The organism is Pseudoduganella sp. HUAS MS19, assembly GCF_053615455.1.
The window spans coordinates 5,836,711-5,854,688 of sequence record NZ_CM132133.1 but is presented as its reverse complement, the minus strand read 5'-3'; the positions used below and the strand labels follow the sequence as shown (position 1 = coordinate 5,854,688).

Genomic DNA, 17,978 nt, shown 5'->3' with positions numbered 1-17,978 from the left:
CTTCTGCATGCTTTTTTTCGGAAGGGGCGGTGTATGGACGTCGGAACGTACCGAAACGGGATCAAGGCTTACACGCCTTTTTTTCTCCACTTGTACGATTTCCTGGTGATCGGGATTTTCACCCGCTGCTTCTGGAAGTGCCCAGGGCAGCATTACGTCGACATCTACCGCCGGCACGCAGGGCTGCGCCACGCGGATATCGGCGTGGGGACCGGGTACTTCCTTGACCATGCCGGGCTTGATGCAAGCGAGCAGCAGATCGCCCTGATCGACCTGAATCGGAACTGCCTGCGCCACACGGCGCAGCGCCTGCAGCGCTATTCGCCGGACTGCTTCGTACGCAATGCCTTCGAGACCATTGCCATCGGGCGCAAGGTCGATTCGGTTTGCATCGGCGGCTTGATCCACTGTGCGCCGGGAACGATGCGGGACAAGGGCCGGATTTTCGACGCCATCGCGCCGCTGTGCACGCCCGCGACGACGCTGTTCGGCTACACGCTGATCGGCAATGGCGCGGTCATGTCCTGGCACGCCAGGGTCCTGATGGGATTCATGAACCGGCTGAAGGTGGTGAACAACCGCGGCGACTCCCTGGATTCCCTGCATGCCGAATTATCGCAACGATTCAGCCAGGCCGAGGTCTGGCTGGTTGGATGTAACGCTTTCTTTACTGCTAAAAACCATAGGGGTGCTACAAGATGAACATCGCTCGAACGGAACGCATTATCAACGCCGATATCGCGGAAGTATGGGACAAAGTATGCTTTTATGAGGAAGTCAAAGCCCGCCCAAACTGGTTCCTGCGATGGACCTTGCCTTTGCCTGTGAGGACAGTCGGCGACCACAAGACCGTGGGCACCTTGTGCCGTTGCGAGTACGGCGACGAGCAGTACATCATGAAGCGCATCACGAAATCGGAGCACAACGCGGCGCTCGAATTCAGCGTGACGGATGCCAGCGAGCAGTTCCGGCGCCACCTTGACTTGCAAGGCGGCAGCATCAACCTGGAAAGCATGCCGGACGGGCGGACGCTGGTGCGCATGGCCACCAGTTATCAGCCCAAGGGATCAGGCAACCTGGTGCGCCGGCTGATCGTGGATCACATCATTCGTTCCATGCACCGCTTCGTCATGGGGGACATGGCGGAAAGCATTCGCCATGCCCGCAAGATTCAACCCGCCAGCTGCTGACGCACGCGTGCGATAGCCGCACGCACCTGGTTCGGTGCCGTGCCGCCGACGTGGTCGCGCGCCGCTACCGAGCCTTCCAGCGTCAGTACCGCAAACACGTCCTCGCCCACCAGCGGCGAGAAGGCGCGCAATTGGTCCAGCGACATGTCGGCCAGGTCGATCTTCAGGTCATCGCAGGCGCGCACAGCGTGCGCCACCGCTTCGTGCGCATCGCGGAACGGCAGGCCCTTTTTCACCAGGTAGTCAGCCAGGTCGGTCGCGGTGGCATAGCCTTGCAGTGCGGCCGAGCGCATCGCTTCCGGCTTGACAGTGATGCCGCCGGCCATGTCGGCGAAGATGCGCAGGGTATCGACCACGGTATCGACGGTGTCGAACAGCGGCTCCTTGTCTTCCTGGTTGTCCTTGTTATAGGCCAACGGCTGGCCTTTCATCAGGGTCAGCAGGCCCATCAGGTGGCCGTAGACGCGGCCGGTCTTGCCGCGCGCCAGTTCCGGCACGTCCGGGTTCTTCTTCTGCGGCATGATCGAGGAGCCGGTGCAGAAGCGGTCGGCGATGTCGATGAAGCCGACCCTTGGGCTCATCCAGATGATCAGTTCCTCCGACATGCGCGACACGTGCATCATGACCAGCGAAGCGGCAGCGGTGAACTCGATTGCGAAGTCGCGGTCGGATACCGCATCCAGCGAGTTGTGGCACACATCGTCGAAGCCCAGGGTCTGGGCCACGCGCAGGCGGTCGATCGGGAAGGTGGTGCCGGCCAGCGCCGCGGCGCCCAGCGGCAGGCGGTTCACGCGCTTGCGGCAATCCTGCATGCGCTCGACGTCGCGGCCGAACATCTCAACGTAAGCCAGCATATGGTGGCCGAAGGTGATCGGCTGCGCCACCTGCATGTGGGTGAAGCCCGGCAGGATCACGTCGGCGTTCTTTTCGGCCAGGTCGACCAGGGCACCGCGCAGCTGCTGCAGCAGGCCGGTGATGTCGTCGATGGCCGAGCGCACGTACAGGCGGATATCGGTGGCCACCTGGTCATTGCGCGAGCGGCCGGTGTGCAGGCGCTTGCCGGCGTCGCCAACCAGCTCGGTCAGGCGCTTTTCGATATTCAGGTGCACGTCTTCCAGGTCAAGCTGCCATTCGAACTGGCCGCCGTCGATTTCGGCGCCGACCTGGGCCAGGCCTTTCTGGATCGCGGCCAGGTCGGCGGCCGGGATGATGCCCTGCGCAGCCAGCATGTCGGCGTGGGCCAGGGAACCCTGGATGTCGGCCTTGGCCATGCGCTTGTCAAAAAACACCGAGGCGGTGTAACGTTTCACGAGGTCGGAAACAGGTTCGGAGAAGCGAGCGGACCAGGCTTCGGCCTTCTTGGAGAATTGATCTGTCATAGTGGCTTTGCGGTGAGATTTGCACGAGAAATTCAAACGATTATAAATTAGTAGGAGAGTCAATGAAGAAGTTAGCAAGTTTGCTACTGTTGGTGCTGGCCAGCAGTAGCGCCCTGGCGCAAGGGGCGCGGCCGTCCGACGTGGCGACGGTGGACGGCATCGTGGCCGCCCTGTACGACACCATTTCCGGCCCTGCCGGCAAGGCGCGGGACTGGGACCGCCTGCGTTCCCTGTTCCGCAACGATGGCCGCATGGTGGTGCACAGCAGCGGCAAGGATGGCGCGATCAATACCCGGGTCCTGTCGCTGGAGGACTACATCACCCGCGTGACGCCGGTGTTTGCGAAGGAAGGTTTTTACGAGTCCGAAGTGGCGCGCAAGGGCGAGGAATATGGACAGATTGCCCAGGTTTTCAGTACTTATGAGGCGCGTCATGCGCCGGCGGACCAGCCTTTTGTGCGCGGCATCAATTCGATCCAGCTGGTCAATGACGGCAAGCGCTGGTGGATTTCACAACTTTTGTGGCAGCCGGAAGGGGCGAAGACCCCGCTGCCCGAGCGCTACCTGAAGCCGCAATAAAAATTAAGTGTGCGCGGATACGCGATAGGGTTTTACTCCGCCGTTGGGTCCGGCTACACTGTGGGAAAGGTATTACTCAGATGTCTAGCAGCGATGCCAGCGAGCAAGCAGAACAGGAGGCCATCGTGAAGCTGTACTCCCCCGCCGGCCTGGCCCGTTTGGGCCTGGCCTTGCTAGCCGCATGCGGTCTCCCGATCCATGCCCGCGAAGCGCCGCCCAAGAATCCCCTTCCTGCCGCCAGCGGCCGCACCAGCACCACGCCGCCGCCGGAGGCGCCGTCCAGACATCCAACTGCACCGCCTTCGACTCCCGCAATCCTGCCCGACACGGTCGCCCCCGTGCGCATCGTGGCCGGCGCCAGCGCCACCGTCAGCGGCGGATCGGCTGCGATCGCGCCTTCACCCGTTGCGGCGCACCAGGGTTCGCTGGTCATCATCGGCGGCGGCCTGCGCGGCGACAATGCGGACGTGTGGCAGCGGGTGGTGAAACTGGCTGGCGGCAAGGGCTCGCGCATCGCGGTGTTCCCTTCGGCGGCCGGCAATCCGGAGCGCTCGGCCCAGACCATCATCGGCTACCTGCGCAAGTGGGGTGCGGATGCTTTCCTGGTACCCGTTGCAGTGCGCCTGACGGGCAGCGACTACAGGAAGAATGCGGACGATGCCGTGCTGGCCAAAAGAATCCGCGAAGCGGACGGCATCTACTTCGCCGGTGGCGACCAGGGGCGCATTACCAAGGCGCTGCTGCGTGAAGACGGCACCCAGACCGCGGTGCTGGAAGCGGTATGGGAAGTGTACCGCCGCGGCGGTGTGGTCGCCGGTTCTTCTGCCGGCGCGGCCATCATGAGCAGCACCATGTTCGCCAATCCGAAGGCCATCTTGTCCATGCTGCAGACCGGTATTGCGGATGGCCGCGAGCTGGGCCCGGGCCTGGGCTTCATCGGCGACGACGTGTTCGTGGACCAGCACTTGCTGGTGCGCGGGCGCTTTGCGCGCATGATCCCCGCCATGCTGGCCAAGGGTTACCAGATCGGACTTGGCATCGACGAGGACAGCGCCATGGTGGTCAATGCCCAGCGCGAGGTGGAGATCATCGGCTACAAGGGCGCCTTGCTGATCGACCTGTCGCGCGCGGAATGGGACAGGGAGACGCCGCACTTTGGCGTGCGCAATGCCGTGATCAGCTATCTCGACCGCGGGGACAAGTTCAATATCGGCACCCATATGTTCCTGCCGTCCAACGACAAGGCTGGCGGCCGGATCGACCCAACCCGTACGCTGGGCCGGGGTGCAGTGTTCAGCAACGATGTGCTGGGCAACAACGCTGTGATCGACTTGATGGAACGGCTGATCGACAGCAACCAGGAGGAGGCAATCGGCATCGCCAGCGGCAACCCGCGTGCCAGCGGGACCGAGGTCGGCTTCGAATTCCGCTTCACCAAGACGCCGGAAAGCGTGGGTTATGTCTCCAGCGTTGCCGAGGCGTATTCGGTGCTGAATATCCGGCTGGATATCCGGCCTATCGAAATCACGCGGCCGCTCTATAAATATAAATGAGGATTTGAATCCGGCAGCGCCGGCGCTGCGTATATGCCAGGGCAACCAACCACTCGGGAGGAAACCATGGCACCCATCAAGCAAGCTGCTGTCCAATTAGCCCTGCTGTCGGCCCTGGCGCCGGCAGCGCAGGCATCGAGCCACCGCGAAGCACCGTTCATCGCGCGCGAACCCAAGGTTGACGGGACAGATTTCTACATGTTCCGCAGTTATGAACCGGGGCGCGAGCAATTCGTGACCCTGATCGCCAATTACGTGCCCCTGCAGGATGCGTACGGCGGGCCGAACTATTTCATGATGGATCCTGATGCGCTGTACGAGATCCACATCGACAACAATGGCGACGCGCGGGAAGACCTGAGTTTCCAGTTCCGCTTCACCAATACGTTCAAGAATGCCGCGTTCACCGTGGGCGGCAAAAAGGTGCCGATTCCGCTGGTAATCAATGGCGGACCCATCAATGAAGTCAATGCGGCCGGTCTGAACGTGCGCGAAACCTACACGGTGGACCTGGTGCGCGGCGACCGGCGCGGCGTGCGCCAGTCCGTGCGCATGGCCGGCAGCGGCGCCACGGTGTTCGACAAGCCGATCGACAATATCGGCAACAAGTCGATTCCCGATTACGCAGCTTACGCGGGCAAGCATGTGTACAGCGTGAATATTCCCGGCTGCGCGGTGCCGGCACGCATGTTTGTCGGGCAGCGTAAGGATTCCTTCGTGGTCAACCTGGGGGAAACCTTTGACCTGATCAATATCAAGGCGCCGGCAGTAGAGTTCCTCGCCAACGCAGAGAGGAACGCGCGCGACGACCTGTACGACAAGAACGTGACTTCGATTGAGCTGGAAGTGGCGGCCTCCTGCCTGACCGCCGGCACGGAGCCGGTGATCGGCGGCTGGACCACGGCCAGCCTGCGCCAGGGCCGCTTGATCAAGCCGAATGGCGGCTCGAAGGAGGGTGGAGCGTGGACGCAGGTGTCGCGGCTCGGCATGCCGCTGGTGAACGAGGTGGTGGTCGGCTTGGCGGACAAGGACCGCTTCAACCACAGCAAGCCGGCGCAGGATGGACAGTTTGTGGACTACGTCACCAATCCGACCTTGCCGGCCCTGGTCGAAGTGCTGTTCGGCAGTGCGGGCGCCAAGGCGCCGACCAACTTCCCGCGCAACGACCTGGTGACGGTGTTCCTTACCGGCGTGCCGGGGTTGAACCAGCCTTCGCGCGTGAAGGCATCGGAGATGCTGCGGCTGAACACCGCGATCGCCCCGGTTGCGAAGGGAGCGCAGAAGCGCCTGGGCGTGATCGATGGCGACAACGCCGGCTTCCCCAACGGGCGCCGGCCGGGCGATGACGTGGTGGATATCGCCTTGCGCGTGGTCATGGGCAAGCTGTGCACGCTGAATATCGGCTGCGCGCCTGCCGATGCGCCGGCGGGCGCGATCCGCTTCACCGATGGCGCTTTCCTGGACGACAGCTATTTCAGCGCTGGCTTCCCTTACCTGAAAACGCCGATTCCCGGCTCGCCGCAGCAATAGGAGGGCCAGGCCATGAAACGCTTTTGTCTTGTGCTTGCGGCGCTGCTGTTGGCCGGCTGCGGCGGCGGTGGCGGCGCAGCCGCGCCGGCGATGTCGATGCCTGACCAGTCACCGGTCGCGCCGCCACCAGCCGACACCTTCACTTCGGCGCTGCTCGTGCTGGTTCGCAGCACGCCCGAGTCCACCGAGCCGGCCGACGTGGAAGGAGCGCCGTTGGCCTTGGCGGACGGCGCCGAGCCGGTAGCTGTAGAGTGAGGGCGGCCATGAAGCCCATTGCGATCAGCATCCGTGCGGCGGCGCCGGCCGCCGCATTGGCCTTGGCAAGCGTCGTGGCGATGGCCAGGCCTCTGCCCGCCCTGGCCGCTCCGTACGTGCCGCAGTCCGGCGCCGAGGTCCTGCAGACGCTCCCGCGCGGCGACGCGGGTCATGCGTCCCAGCTCCGCCAGCGCGCGCTATTGGCGGCGGCGCAACGCGATCCGGCCGTTGCCGCCGACGCTGCGCGGCGCTATATCGAGCTTGGCCGCGCGGCGAGCGATCCGCGCTACTTCGGTTATGCGCAAGCGGCACTGGCCCCATGGTGGATGTCTCCCGCACCGCCGGTGCCCATTCTGCTGCTGCGTGCGACCTTGCTGCAATCGGGCCACCACTTCGCGGCAGCTGTCCGCGACCTGGACGCCGTCACGCGTGCCGACCCGGGTAACGCCCAGGCCTGGCTGACGCTGGCGACCGTGCAGGTAGTCCGCGGCGAGTACGATGCGGCTGTGCGCAGTTGCGGACGGCTCTCGTCGCTGGCTGGGCAACTGGCCAGCATCACCTGCCTCGCCAACGCCCGCGCCGCCAGCGGCCAGCTTGCGGCCAGCGAGCGCTTGCTGGCGCTTGCTGTCGAGCATTCGGGCATCGCCAGAGGCGGCGAACCGGCCAGCCGGCGGGACGCGGCGGACGCTGGCCTGCGGCTTTGGGCGATGACGCTACTTGGCGAGCTGGCGGCGCGGCGTGGCGATGCCGGACGCGCTGAAGCGCGCTGGCGCCGGGCACTGGCCTTGGCGCCGGGCGATAGCTACGTGCTTGGCGCCTATGCGGATCTCCTGCTGGACCAGGGCCGCTACGCGGAGGTGCAGGTGCTGCTGCGCGACCACGTCCGCATCGATGGCCTGCTGCTGCGTTACGCGATTGCCGCGCGCTCCGCACCGTTGGCGTCCGCGCCAGCCGTAGCCGGCGCTGTCGCCGAACTGCAGGCACGCTTTGAAGCAGCCGCGCGCCGTGGCGACGCTATCCATCAGCGCGAACAAGCCCGCTTCGAACTGCATCTACGGCATAACGCGCGTGCGGCATTAGCGCTGGCATTGGCCAACTGGCAAGTGCAGAAAGAGCCCGCCGACCTGCGCATCCTGCTGGAAGCCGCGCTCGCGGCCCGCGATCCCGCCGCCGTCCATCCGGCACTTGCCTGGCGCCGTCAGCATGGCTTTGAGGACAGCAAGATCGCTGCACTTGCGCGTCGACTGGAAGGGGGTGCCTTATGATTCCCCGGCAGAACACGGCGCGCAGGCTGATTGCGCTGACCGTGCTGCTGTTGACTGTCGGGGCGGCCCGTGCGCACAAGCCAAGCGACAGCTACCTGGCGCTGCGTGTCATGACAGTGGACGCGGCGCAGCATGGCGCGGCCGGCACGCCTTCAGAGCGGCGCGTTATCGATGGACGCTGGGACATTGCCTTGCGCGACCTCGACTTCGCCATCGGCCTCGATGCCGATGGCGACGGCCGGCTGACTTGGGCCGAAGTCCGTTCCCGTCACCCCGACATCGCAGCCTATGCAATGCCGCGCCTCGGCCTGGCGCCGGGCTGCCGGCTGCGCGTGACAGGCCAGCAAATCGACCGCCACACGGACGGCGCATACACGGTCCTGATGCTGCAAGGCGATTGCGAACCCGGCGCCACGCCCGCAATCGACTACAAGCTGTTTGCCGACATCGATGCCCAGCACCGCGGCATGGCCAGCATCGCATTCGAAGGCCGTACACAAGCGGCCGTGCTGGGCGGCGGCCACACGCGCCTGGCTGCAGGCGGCGCTGATGGCGGCGCGTGGCACCAGGCCATCGGATATCTGCGCCACGGAATCTGGCACATCTGGACCGGCTACGACCACGTGCTCTTCCTGCTCTCCCTGTTGCTGCCGGCGCTGCTGGCGACAAGCTGGCGGCTTGCCAGTGTGGACGTATTGCGCGTCGTCACCGCCTTCACCCTCGCCCATTCGGTCACGCTCTCGCTCGCAGCGCTGCAGCTTGTCGCACTGCCTGGCCGCCTGGTCGAATCGGCCATCGCCGGGTCGGTCGCAATCGCTGCCCTGAACAACATTTGGCCGCTGTTGCGAGGCAGGCGCTGGCTGGCTGCCTTCACCTTTGGCTTGCTGCACGGCTTCGGTTTTGCGGGCGTGCTGGACGACCTGGGCCTGCCAAAAGGCGCAACGGCGCAGGCGCTGGCTGCGTTCAATATCGGCGTCGAGCTGGGCCAGCTTGCGATTGTCGCGGTGTTTTTGCCACTGGCCCATGCCCTGCGCAGCACTTGGGTCTACAAGCGGCTCATGGTGAAGGCCGGCTCGGCCGGCATCGCCGTGCTGGCGACGGTATGGCTCGTCGAGCGAGCCACGGTGTGATCACATGGCCCGCACCCACGGGCCTTTGTATAGCACTGGCCCGGTCGGCCCGTTCGGATCCGGTGATCCGCCGCGTGGCTCCAGCGAGATCGCCAGCACGGCAACGTCATCGCCCACGGCGCCCGACGCGAGCGAGAACGTTGTACGCCCTTCGGTGCCCAGCACGCCCAGCGAACGTGGCGAGCCCTTTTTAGGGATCGCCCACAAGTGCAAGGACCGGTCGGGGGGCACTGGCACACCGCCAACGATATGCACCTGCAGCAGCCGCTTGCCGGTATCGGCTTTTACCAGCAGGGCGGGTTGCGCCTGCTGGTCGGTCAAGGTGGCGACCAGGTCGTAGACAGGCCCGCGCAAGTGCTGCAAGCTGATCGTCACCACCAGTGCCGCAGCCACCGCGGCCGATACCGTACCGAGGCCAAAGCCGCGCCAGAAGTGCCAACTGCTGCGTTCCGGTTTCAGGTGCAGGCGCATTTCAATATTGCGCCAGAGGTTCGGGGAGGGCTCTGCAGAGCGTACAAATTCATGCATTGGCAGCAGGCGGCGCTCCCATTCCTTGACCAGCATGCGCAATGCGGCATCGCTGTACATCCAGCCTTCGAAACGGCGGCGCGCGCCGCCGCGCAAGGTCCCCAGCACATACTCGGCGGCCAGTTTGTCGCGCAAGCTCTCATTGCCGCGGATGTTCATGGCGATTCTCCCCGCGACAGGCAAAGCCTGATCTTTTCCATGCCGCGCCGGATCCAGGTCTTGACCGTGCCGACCGGCAGCGCCATGCGCTGCGCCACCTCGGTATGTGACAAGTCATGGAAGAAGGCAAGGCCGATCGCCAACCGGTGCAAGCCTTCCAGCCGCGCCATGCAGGCGGCCAGGGCGCGCGCGTCGCTGCTCATTTCACTTGCCTCGTCCGGGGTGCTTGTATACTCGTCGCGAAAAGCTTCATGGTCCAGCTCCACCGTGTCGTCCGTGCGGCGCAGGATATCCAGTGCCTTGTTGCGCACGATGGCAGCCATCCACGTCAGGGGGGCAGCCAGGCCGGCCTCGTAGTGCGGGGCTGCGTGCCAGATCGACACAAAGCCATCCTGCAGCGCTTCTTCGGCCAGCTCCCGTTTTTGCAGTATACGCAAGGCAAAGCCAAACAGTTTCGGTGCGGCTGCATCGTACAGCGCGCGAAACGCCGCGGCGTCCTGGCGGCCGGCCGCAGCCAGCCAAATTCTCAGCTGTTCGGGTTCGATGGGCATGCGGCCATCTTATGCCTGGCTTTCTGGCCGGTCTACTGTATTCCGCAAAGCAAAGCTACAATAACCGCCACCAAAACCACACTGGAGACTTCATGTTGTACCTGAATCGTTTGCTGGCGGGAGCGGCGCTCGGCTCCGTCGCCGGCCTCGCGCTGGCAGCGCAACCAGCGACCGTGCGCCTGGACTATATGCACACCGGTAACGCGCTAAACGAAAGTTATGCGATCGAACAAGTTGTGATTGAGCCGTTGCCATGGCCGGGCGATATGTCCAAGACAACCGACACCACCAATCGCGGCGTGAACAAGGTCGAGGTGGCGGACGCCAAGACCGGCAAGGTGCTGTATTCGCGCACGTTCTCCACCATCTTCGGCGAGTGGAAGTCGACCGAGGAAGCGTCCAAGCTGACGCGCGGCTTCCACGAGTCGGTGCGTTTTCCAAAGCCTGACCGTCCCGTCAAGGTACGTATCCTGAGGCGCGACGAGCGCAATGAGTTTTCCGTGGCGTGGAGTGTGGACGTCGACACCGATGCGATGGATGTGGTGCGCAAGCAGGACGCAGCGCCTGCCAAGCCGATTCCGATCCGCGTCAATGGCCCGAGCGAGAAGAAGGTGGACTTGCTGATCTTGGGCGACGGCTATACCAAGGCAGATATGGCCAAGTTCGAAGCTCGAGCACGCAAGCTGTCGGACTACCTGTTCACTGTCTCGCCGTTCAAGGAGCGCGCCAAGGACTTCAACGTCTGGGCAATGGCGGTGCCTACGCCGGAATCGGGTGTTTCGCGCCCCTCGACCAATACCCACCATGCGTCGAAGTTGGGCACGCGTTACGACATCTTTGGCAGCGAGCGTTATGTGCTCACCATCGATAACCGTGCGCTGCGCGAGATTGCGCAGCATGCGCCGTATGAGTTCATTGAGATCCTGGTCAATAACGATACTTACGGGGGTGGCGGCATCTACGGGCAGTTCAGCACTGCGGCAGCGGATAACGATTGGGCGAACTATCTTTTCGTGCACGAATTCGGCCATCACTTCGCGGGACTGGCGGATGAGTATTACACCTCGCCGGTGGCTTACGCGACCGGTGGCGTGCGCATGGAGCCGTGGGAGCCGAACGTGACGGCCTTGCTGGATCCTGCCAATGTGAAGTGGAAGAAGTTCGTGACGCCGGGGACTGCGCTGCCGACCACCTGGCCGAAGGCGGAGTATGAGGCGCATTCGCGCGAGTACCAGAAGATCCGTGCGCAATTGCGCAAGGACAATCGTCCGGAATCGGAGATGAGCAAATTGTTCAAGGAAGATTTGGCCTGGACCAATGCGCTGTTCTCGAAGGCGCCTAACCGTAAGGCGGTGGGGGCGTTTGAGGGAGCGAATTATGAGGCGAGTGGCTACTACCGTTCGCAGCAGCAGTGCTTGATGTTTGACCGCAGTGAGGAGTTTTGTGCGGTTTGCAGTGATGCGGTGCAGGAGACAATTGACCTGTACGCGCCGCGCTAAGCCCGGTTACGCGGCGGCCGCAGACGCGGGTCTGACCCTTGGGTCAGACCCTGGTTTTCCGGTTTAGGTGTTAGGCGCCAACCCAGTAGGTTTGATCCGCACCGGCATCGGCTTACCCTTGCGCGCGCGCTTGCCAAAGTGCGGCGCCAACGCCGTAGGTCCCATGCGGTCCTCCTTCGCCTTCTGCGCATTGCCGATGCCCTGCACGGTCACACCCTTGTCGGTGATCGCGCAAGCGGCAACCAGCTTTTCTTTATCAGCCAGATCCATCAGGATCACGCCACGGCCGCCGTTGGACAGCACCTTCATCTCGTCCATACCGAACACCAGCAGGTTCGATTTTTCGGAAATGACCGCCACGGCGCTTGCGCCTTCGGTCACCACGGAAGGAGGCAGCGGTTTCGCCCCTTCATCCAGCGTAATGAACGACTTGCCGCCCTTCAGGCGCGACACCATATCGCCGGCCTTGGCGATAAAGCCATAACCCGCATCGGAGGCCAGCAGCAGCTGCTTGTCGCCATTGCCCGCGAAGTAATGCAGCAGTCGCGCACCGCCCGACAGGTCGACCAGGGTGGTAATCGGTACACCGTCACCGCGTGCGTTAGGCAGCGCGGCCACCGGCACGGAGTACACCTTGCCGTTGTCGCCGAAGCCCAGCAGGGTATCCACTGTGCGGCACTCGAAAGCGCCGTACAGCGAATCGCCGGCCTTGAAGGTGAATTGTGCCGGGTCATGGCCGATGCCAGTACGCGCGCGCACCCAGCCTTTTTCGGAGATGATCACAGTCACCGGTTCGTCGGCTACCTTCTGCTCGACGACAGCTTTCTGTGCTTCTTCGATCAGGGTGCGGCGTGCGTCGCCGTAAGTCTTGGCGTCGCCGTCGATTTCCTTGATGACCAGGCGACGCAGGGTGGACGGATTGTCCAGCACGTCCTGCAGGCCTTCGCGCTCCTTGCGCAGCTCGGCCAGTTCCTGTTCGATCTTGATCGCTTCCAGGCGCGCCAGTTGGCGCAGGCGGATTTCCAGGATGTCCTCGGCCTGGCGGTCCGACAGTTTGAAGCGCTCGATCAGCGCCGCCTTCGGCTCGTCCGAATTGCGGATGATGGCGATCACCTCGTCGATGTTCAGCAGGACGATCTGGCGGCCTTCCAGGATGTGGATGCGCTCGTCGACCTTGTTCAGACGGAACTGGGTACGGCGGGTCACGGTGGCGAAGCGGAATTCGATCCACTCGCCCAGGATTTCGCTGATGCCCTTCTGGCGCGGACGGCCGTCGCCGCCAATCATCACCAGGTTCATGGAAGCCGAAGTCTCGAGCGAAGTGTGCGCCAGCAGCATGTGCATGAACTCGGTCTGGTTCTGGTTCTTCGACTTAGGTTCGAACACCAGGCGCACTGCAGCCTCGCGGCCTGCTTCGTCGCGCACCTTGTCCAGCTGGCCCAGGATCAGGCCTTTCAGCGCTACCTGCTCCGGCGACAGGGCCTTCTTGCCCAGCTTGACCTTCGGGTTGGTCAGTTCTTCAATTTCTTCCAGCACCTTCTGTGCCGAAGTGCCCGGCGGCAGCTCGTACACCACGGCTTGCCACTGGCCACGTGCCAGTTCTTCGATCTTCCAGCGTGCGCGCACCTTCATCGAGCCGCGGCCGGACGCGTACATATCGTCCAGTTGCGCACGTGGAGTGATCAACTGGCCGCCGCCCGGGAAGTCCGGGCCAGGGATCAGTTCCATCAGTTCCGCGTGGCTGATCTTCGGATTGCGGATCATCGCCACGGCAGCTTTCGCCACCTCGGTCAGGTTATGCGAAGGGATCTCGGTCGCCAGGCCCACCGCGATACCGGAGGCGCCGTTCAGCAGCACCATCGGCAGGCGTGCCGGCAGCAGGGCCGGTTCTTCGTACGAGCCGTCGTAGTTGGGGATGAAGTCCACGGTGCCCTGGTCGATTTCGTCGAGCAGCAGGCGCGAAATCGGGGTCAGGCGGGCTTCGGTGTACCGCATTGCCGCGGCGCCGTCGCCGTCGCGCGAACCGAAGTTACCCTGGCCGTCGATCAGCGGATAGCGCAGCGAGAAATCCTGCGCCATGCGCACCAGCGCGTCGTACACCGACTGGTCGCCGTGCGGGTGCAGCTTGCCCAGCACGTCGCCGACCACAGTGGCGGATTTACGCGGCTTGGCGGTCGGGCCCAGGCCCAGTTCATTCATCGAGTACAGGATGCGGCGCTGCACCGGCTTCTGGCCGTCGCACACGTCCGGCAGGGCGCGGCCCTTGACCACGGAAATGGCGTAATCGAGGTAGGCGCGCTCGGCAAAGGTCGATAGGGTCAGCGATTCGCCGCCGTCATCGCCGCCGCTGCCACCGCTTGGCGGCAGCTCGGGAGTTGGATCGTCAAAGAGGTTTGCTTGAGTCATGTTCGATACTTATATTAGATGTCTGCTTCCACTTCATTGCCGTGTTCTTCGATCCACGCGCGGCGGGCGGCGGCTTCGCCTTTGCCCATCAGCATATTGAAGCGCGAGGAAGAGTAGCTGTGGTCGAAATCGCCCAGCGACACTGGCAGCAGGCGGCGGGTGTCCGGATTCATGGTGGTTTCCCACAGCTGCTCGGCATTCATCTCGCCCAGGCCCTTGAAGCGGGAGATGGTCCAGGAGCCTTCTTTCAGGCCATCCTTGCGCAGCTTGTCTTCGATGGCCACCAGCTCGCCGTCGTCCAGCGCGTACAGCTTCTGGATCGGCTTCTTGCCGCGCGCCGGTGCGTCCACGCGGTATAGCGGTGGACGCGCCACGCAGATGTGGCCTTTGTCGATCAGGGCAGGGAAGTGGCGGAAGAACAGGGTAAGCAGCAGCACTTGGATGTGGGAGCCGTCGACGTCCGCATCGGAGAGGATGCAGATTTTGCCGTAACGCAGGCCGCTCAGGTCCGGCGAGTCGCCATAGTTGTGCGGATCGACGCCGATCGCCACGGCGATGTCGTGAATCTCGTTGTTGGCATACAGGCGATCGCGGTCGGTCTCCCAGGAGTTCAGCACCTTGCCGCGCAGCGGGAGGATGGCCTGGAATTCCTTGTCGCGGCCCATCTTGGCCGAACCGCCCGCCGAATCGCCCTCGACCAGGAATAATTCGGTGCGGGTCACTTCATCCGATTCGCAATCGGTCAGCTTGCCCGGCAACACGGCTACGCCGGACGACTTTTTCTTCTCGACCTTCTGCGCCGAACGCAGGCGCGATTGCGCTTGCTTGATCACCAGTTCGGCCAGCTTCTTGCCGTAGTCGATGTGCTGGTTCAGCCACAGCTCCAGCGCAGGCTTGGAGAAAGTCGACACCAGGCGCACCGCGTCGCGCGAATTCAGGCGCTCCTTGATCTGGCCCTGGAATTGCGGGTCCAGCACCTTGGCCGACAGCACGAAGGAAGCGCGTGCAAACACGTCTTCCGGCAACAGCTTCACGCCCTTTGGCAGCAGCGAGTGCAGTTCGACGAAGTTCTTCATCGCGCCGAACAGGCCTTCGCGCAGGCCGGATTCGTGGGTGCCGCCATTCGGGGTCGGAATCAGGTTGACGTAGGATTCGCGCACCACCGCGCCTTCCTCGGTCCAGGCCACTACCCACGATGCGCCTTCGCCTTCGGCAAAGCCTTCCGCGTCAGGGGTGGCGAACTGCTCGCCCTCGAACAGCGGGATCAGGGTTTCGCCGCCGGAGGTGGTTTGCGCCAGCTGCTCGTTCAGGTAGCCGCGCAGGCCATCCTTGTACATCCAGGTCTGCTCGTCGCCGGTCTTGGCATTCTTCAGCGTGACCGATACGCCAGGCAGCAGCACGGCCTTGGAGCGCAACAAGCGCTGCAGCTCGACCTGGGAGATCAGCGGCGAATCGAAATACTTCGCGTCCGGCCAGGCGGTAACGCGGGTACCGGACTTTTTGCCGTCTTTTGGCGCCGGCTGGGAGCTCAGTGGCTCGACCAGGTCACCGTGTTCGAAGGCGATCTGGTGGAAACCGTTGCCGGCGTCGTCTTTACGCCACACAGTGATCTCCAGGCGCTTGGACAGCGCGTTGGTGACCGAAACGCCGACGCCGTGCAGGCCGCCCGAGAAGGCGTAGGCGCCGCCGGAGCCCTTATCAAACTTGCCGCCCGCGTGCAGGCGGGTAAAGACGATTTCCACCGTCGGCACATTCTCTTCAGGATGCAAGCCGACCGGAATGCCGCGGCCATCGTCTTCGACGGTGATGGAGCCGTCGGCATTCTGCGTCACGATAATATTTTTGCAATGGCCGCCCAGTGCTTCATCGGAGGCATTGTCGATCACCTCCTGGATGATGTGCAGCGGGTTCTCGGTGCGGGTATACATGCCCGGGCGCTGCTTGACGGGTTCCAGTCCTTTGAGGACGCGGATAGATGATTCGCTGTAGTCGGAAACTGGTTTTTTAGTGGCCATACGTGTTATTGGTAATGCAAAGTGCTGTGATTATATACAGTATTTTCCGCTTTGACGGATCGCATGCTTGCGCATTCTATCCGCTACGGGCAGTGGCGCAAGGAAATCGCGGCGCTAAAATGGGTTTTATGACCACAGATCGGCGCCCGTTCGCAGTCAGGCTGGTCGGCTTCCCCGCAGAAGCCGCGCGCACGCTTGCGCAGGGCCTGGCCCGGGCGCCTGCCGGCGGGCCGTCGTATCTTTGCCTGTCCGACGACAGCCTGCAGGACCCCGATATTTTCCTGGCCAACGGTACCGAACTGAAAGCGCTGGCCGCCATCGCCTCGTTGGCTGCCGGCGACATTCGGCCGGCGCTGGTGCTGGGGGCGACTGGCGTGCTCCTGCCGTACCCTAACCTGCCGCTGCCCGTGCAATGGGCCGCCATGTATGCCGAGCTGGCCCGCCTGGTCGGACGCCGCACCGAGGTGCTGTCCGGCCTGTCGGCCTCCGTCGACTCGCTGGTGCCCGAGCGCCGGCGCCGCGAACGGCTCGACCTGGACCTGACCGACCCCACTGTCTATGAAAAGATGCGCAAGCCCCGGCGCGAGGGCGCCGTGCTGTGCGTCGATGCCAACGCCAGTTTCAGCGAGCAGCTCGGACAATCGCTGAATCAGTTCGGCACCCCGGTGCTGTGGGCGGTCGATGGTGTAGCCGCATTGGCGCTTTGCCGCCAGCATCCGGTGGCTGTGGTCCTGATCGACTTCGCAGCCCCGATCCTTGACCATTACCTGCTTTGCGCCCAGCTGCGCAGCCTGGAAGCGCAGCCCGAAGTGGTCTTCCTGGTGCAATCCGCCCACGACTACGACCAGACCCGCGGCCGCGCTGCCGGCGCCGCCGGCATGCTGGACAAGCCGCTGACCGAACACCAGGTGCAGGCCGTGCTGCGCAAGTTCATGCGCCTGTAAAAATGTCCACCTTGGGGTCAGGAACCGAAGTGGACATTGTTGCGCAGCAGAATGTCCACTTCGGTTCCTGACCCCAAGGTGGACATTTTTACGCAGCGTTGATTGATCGCTGCCGCCTATTTAGACCGTTTTTACGCCCTGGCCGATACGCTTTCGTCACCTTCTTTTTTGACGAAAGTGGATGTATGAAGAATGCGCTCTTCCTTGCCGCTGCCATGCTGGCGGCTCCTGCCTTTGCCGATGACCTGAGCTTCAACGCTGGACTGGTCAGTGATTACCGCTATCGCGGCATCTCGCAATCGCGCCTGCAGCCCGCTGTGCAGGTCGGCGCCGACTTAGCCGGCGCCGCTACCGGCTTGTACGTGGGCGCCTGGGCCTCGACCATCAACTGGACGCGCGACGCCGGCGGCTCCGGTCGCGTGGAGCTGGATATATACGCCGGCAAGCGCGGCCAACTCACGCAAGCCATCAGCTACGACGCTGGCGTGCTGACCTATGTTTACAAGGGCCGTATCCCAGGTCTCGACAATCCCGACACTACGGAACTTTACGCCCAGCTTGGCTATGGCCCCGCCACCCTGCGATATTCGCACTCCGTAACCAGTCTGTTCGGCTTTGTCGACAGCAGAAATTCCGGCTACCTGGACCTGAGCGCCACCATCGGCGCGGGGGCCGGCTACACCGTCAACCTGCACGCCGGCCGCCAGCGCGTGAAGAACAATAGCGCCTCCGATTACAGCGACTGGAAGCTGGGCGTGACCAGGGACGTGGGCTTCGCCAGCGTGCAACTGGCTGCCGTGGGCACCAATGCCGGCAAGGCAGCTTATGCCGCGCCAGCCAACGGCAAGTTCCTGGGCAAGAACGCCCTGCAGCTCACCGTCAGCAGGACCTTCTGATTTTTACATCTTGTTTACACCGGCTTGCCGAGTCTTTACACCGATTTTAGGCCTGGCTCGATAAGCTGGCTCCCATACAAACAAGACCTTTCGGGGAAAC

At 63.5% G+C, this 17,978-nt stretch carries 16 protein-coding genes; 11 read left to right on the top strand and 5 right to left on the bottom strand.

Features of this window, described 5'->3' with window-relative positions:
* The first annotated feature begins 33 nt into the window (after positions 1-33).
* Both ACWBU6_RS26755 and ACWBU6_RS26750 read left to right on the top strand, forming a co-directional pair.
* Positions 34-702, top strand: coding sequence for a class I SAM-dependent methyltransferase (locus ACWBU6_RS26755; RefSeq protein ID WP_452646361.1), 669 nt, complete (start codon positions 34-36; stop codon positions 700-702).
* Positions 699-1,190 carry a hypothetical protein gene (locus ACWBU6_RS26750; protein WP_452646360.1) on the top strand — a complete coding sequence of 164 codons (492 nt, stop codon included), beginning with the start codon at positions 699-701 and terminating at the stop codon, positions 1,188-1,190. Before ACWBU6_RS26755 ends, ACWBU6_RS26750 begins: the two co-directional genes overlap by 4 nt.
* On the opposite strand, the gene argH is transcribed toward ACWBU6_RS26750, so the two are convergent.
* Complete coding sequence (argH, locus tag ACWBU6_RS26745; RefSeq protein WP_452646359.1) at positions 1,172-2,569, bottom strand: argininosuccinate lyase; 1,398 nt, start codon at positions 2,567-2,569, stop codon at positions 1,172-1,174. The two genes, ACWBU6_RS26750 and argH, sit on opposite strands and share 19 nt — an antisense overlap.
* A gap of 62 nt (positions 2,570-2,631) precedes the next feature.
* On the opposite strand from argH, the gene ACWBU6_RS26740 reads away from it, so the two are divergent.
* From ACWBU6_RS26740 to ACWBU6_RS26715, 6 genes are all read left to right on the top strand, one after another.
* The gene (locus ACWBU6_RS26740) at positions 2,632-3,147 is read left to right on the top strand and encodes a hypothetical protein (RefSeq protein ID WP_452646358.1); all 516 of its coding nucleotides are present in this window, start codon (positions 2,632-2,634) and stop codon (positions 3,145-3,147) included.
* Between the two features lie 80 nt (positions 3,148-3,227).
* Positions 3,228-4,700, top strand: coding sequence for a cyanophycinase (locus ACWBU6_RS26735; protein WP_452646357.1), 1,473 nt, complete (start codon positions 3,228-3,230; stop codon positions 4,698-4,700).
* Positions 4,701-4,766: 66 nt separating this feature from the next.
* Positions 4,767-6,230, top strand: a complete 1,464-nt coding sequence (locus ACWBU6_RS26730; protein WP_452646356.1) for a DUF4331 domain-containing protein — start codon at positions 4,767-4,769, stop codon at positions 6,228-6,230.
* Positions 6,231-6,242: 12 nt separating this feature from the next.
* Positions 6,243-6,485, top strand: coding sequence for a hypothetical protein (locus tag ACWBU6_RS26725; protein WP_452646355.1), 243 nt, complete (start codon positions 6,243-6,245; stop codon positions 6,483-6,485).
* A gap of 8 nt (positions 6,486-6,493) precedes the next feature.
* Complete coding sequence (locus ACWBU6_RS26720) at positions 6,494-7,750, top strand: tetratricopeptide repeat protein (RefSeq protein WP_452646354.1); 1,257 nt, start codon at positions 6,494-6,496, stop codon at positions 7,748-7,750.
* Positions 7,747-8,880, top strand: coding sequence for a HupE/UreJ family protein (locus ACWBU6_RS26715; protein ID WP_452646353.1), 1,134 nt, complete (start codon positions 7,747-7,749; stop codon positions 8,878-8,880). The genes ACWBU6_RS26720 and ACWBU6_RS26715 overlap by 4 nt, the downstream gene beginning before the upstream one ends.
* Here the strand turns inward: ACWBU6_RS26715 and ACWBU6_RS26710 are convergent, their stop codons facing one another.
* On the bottom strand, positions 8,881-9,567 hold the full coding sequence (locus ACWBU6_RS26710) for an anti-sigma factor (RefSeq protein ID WP_452646352.1): 687 nt from the start codon (positions 9,565-9,567) through the stop codon (positions 8,881-8,883).
* Positions 9,564-10,118, bottom strand: a complete 555-nt coding sequence (locus ACWBU6_RS26705; RefSeq protein WP_452646351.1) for a sigma-70 family RNA polymerase sigma factor — start codon at positions 10,116-10,118, stop codon at positions 9,564-9,566. The genes ACWBU6_RS26710 and ACWBU6_RS26705 overlap by 4 nt, the downstream gene beginning before the upstream one ends.
* 92 nt (positions 10,119-10,210) lie before the next feature.
* On the opposite strand from ACWBU6_RS26705, the gene ACWBU6_RS26700 reads away from it, so the two are divergent.
* Positions 10,211-11,617, top strand: coding sequence for a M64 family metallopeptidase (locus ACWBU6_RS26700; RefSeq protein WP_452646350.1), 1,407 nt, complete (start codon positions 10,211-10,213; stop codon positions 11,615-11,617).
* A 63-nt stretch (positions 11,618-11,680) separates the two neighbouring features.
* Here ACWBU6_RS26700 and parC read toward each other — a convergent pair whose 3' ends face one another.
* Positions 11,681-14,023, bottom strand: coding sequence for a DNA topoisomerase IV subunit A (gene parC, locus ACWBU6_RS26695; RefSeq protein ID WP_452646349.1), 2,343 nt, complete (start codon positions 14,021-14,023; stop codon positions 11,681-11,683).
* Positions 14,024-14,037: 14 nt separating this feature from the next.
* A complete protein-coding gene (locus ACWBU6_RS26690; protein ID WP_452646348.1) occupies positions 14,038-16,038 on the bottom strand; it encodes a DNA topoisomerase IV subunit B in 2,001 nt (666 codons plus the stop codon).
* Positions 16,039-16,166: 128 nt separating this feature from the next.
* Here ACWBU6_RS26690 and ACWBU6_RS26685 point away from each other — a divergent pair, with 128 nt between their 5' ends.
* Together ACWBU6_RS26685 and ACWBU6_RS26680 are read left to right on the top strand one after the other, a co-directional pair.
* The gene (locus ACWBU6_RS26685) at positions 16,167-16,982 is read left to right on the top strand and encodes a response regulator (protein WP_452646347.1); all 816 of its coding nucleotides are present in this window, start codon (positions 16,167-16,169) and stop codon (positions 16,980-16,982) included.
* Between the two features lie 185 nt (positions 16,983-17,167).
* Positions 17,168-17,878, top strand: a complete 711-nt coding sequence (locus tag ACWBU6_RS26680) for a TorF family putative porin (RefSeq protein WP_452646346.1) — start codon at positions 17,168-17,170, stop codon at positions 17,876-17,878.
* Positions 17,879-17,978 lie beyond the last annotated feature (100 nt).

Excerpts from the sequence above, each read along its gene's own strand:
- ACWBU6_RS26740 (WP_452646358.1), top strand. The coding sequence starts at position 2,632 with ATGAAGAAGTTAGCAAGTTTGCTACTGTTGGTGCTGGCCAGCAGTAGC.
- ACWBU6_RS26715 (WP_452646353.1), top strand. The coding sequence starts at position 7,747 with ATGATTCCCCGGCAGAACACGGCGCGCAGGCTGATTGCGCTGACCGTG.
- ACWBU6_RS26750 (WP_452646360.1), top strand. The coding sequence starts at position 699 with ATGAACATCGCTCGAACGGAACGCATTATCAACGCCGATATCGCGGAA.
- argH (WP_452646359.1), bottom strand. The coding sequence starts at position 2,569 with ATGACAGATCAATTCTCCAAGAAGGCCGAAGCCTGGTCCGCTCGCTTC.
- ACWBU6_RS26755 (WP_452646361.1), top strand. The coding sequence starts at position 34 with ATGGACGTCGGAACGTACCGAAACGGGATCAAGGCTTACACGCCTTTT.
- ACWBU6_RS26730 (WP_452646356.1), top strand. The coding sequence starts at position 4,767 with ATGGCACCCATCAAGCAAGCTGCTGTCCAATTAGCCCTGCTGTCGGCC.
- parC (WP_452646349.1), bottom strand. The coding sequence starts at position 14,023 with ATGACTCAAGCAAACCTCTTTGACGATCCAACTCCCGAGCTGCCGCCA.
- ACWBU6_RS26685 (WP_452646347.1), top strand. The coding sequence starts at position 16,167 with ATGACCACAGATCGGCGCCCGTTCGCAGTCAGGCTGGTCGGCTTCCCC.
- ACWBU6_RS26690 (WP_452646348.1), bottom strand. The coding sequence starts at position 16,038 with ATGGCCACTAAAAAACCAGTTTCCGACTACAGCGAATCATCTATCCGC.
- ACWBU6_RS26680 (WP_452646346.1), top strand. The coding sequence starts at position 17,168 with ATGAAGAATGCGCTCTTCCTTGCCGCTGCCATGCTGGCGGCTCCTGCC.
- ACWBU6_RS26735 (WP_452646357.1), top strand. The coding sequence starts at position 3,228 with ATGTCTAGCAGCGATGCCAGCGAGCAAGCAGAACAGGAGGCCATCGTG.
- ACWBU6_RS26705 (WP_452646351.1), bottom strand. The coding sequence starts at position 10,118 with ATGCCCATCGAACCCGAACAGCTGAGAATTTGGCTGGCTGCGGCCGGC.
- ACWBU6_RS26710 (WP_452646352.1), bottom strand. The coding sequence starts at position 9,567 with ATGAACATCCGCGGCAATGAGAGCTTGCGCGACAAACTGGCCGCCGAG.
- ACWBU6_RS26700 (WP_452646350.1), top strand. The coding sequence starts at position 10,211 with ATGTTGTACCTGAATCGTTTGCTGGCGGGAGCGGCGCTCGGCTCCGTC.
- ACWBU6_RS26725 (WP_452646355.1), top strand. The coding sequence starts at position 6,243 with ATGAAACGCTTTTGTCTTGTGCTTGCGGCGCTGCTGTTGGCCGGCTGC.
- ACWBU6_RS26720 (WP_452646354.1), top strand. The coding sequence starts at position 6,494 with ATGAAGCCCATTGCGATCAGCATCCGTGCGGCGGCGCCGGCCGCCGCA.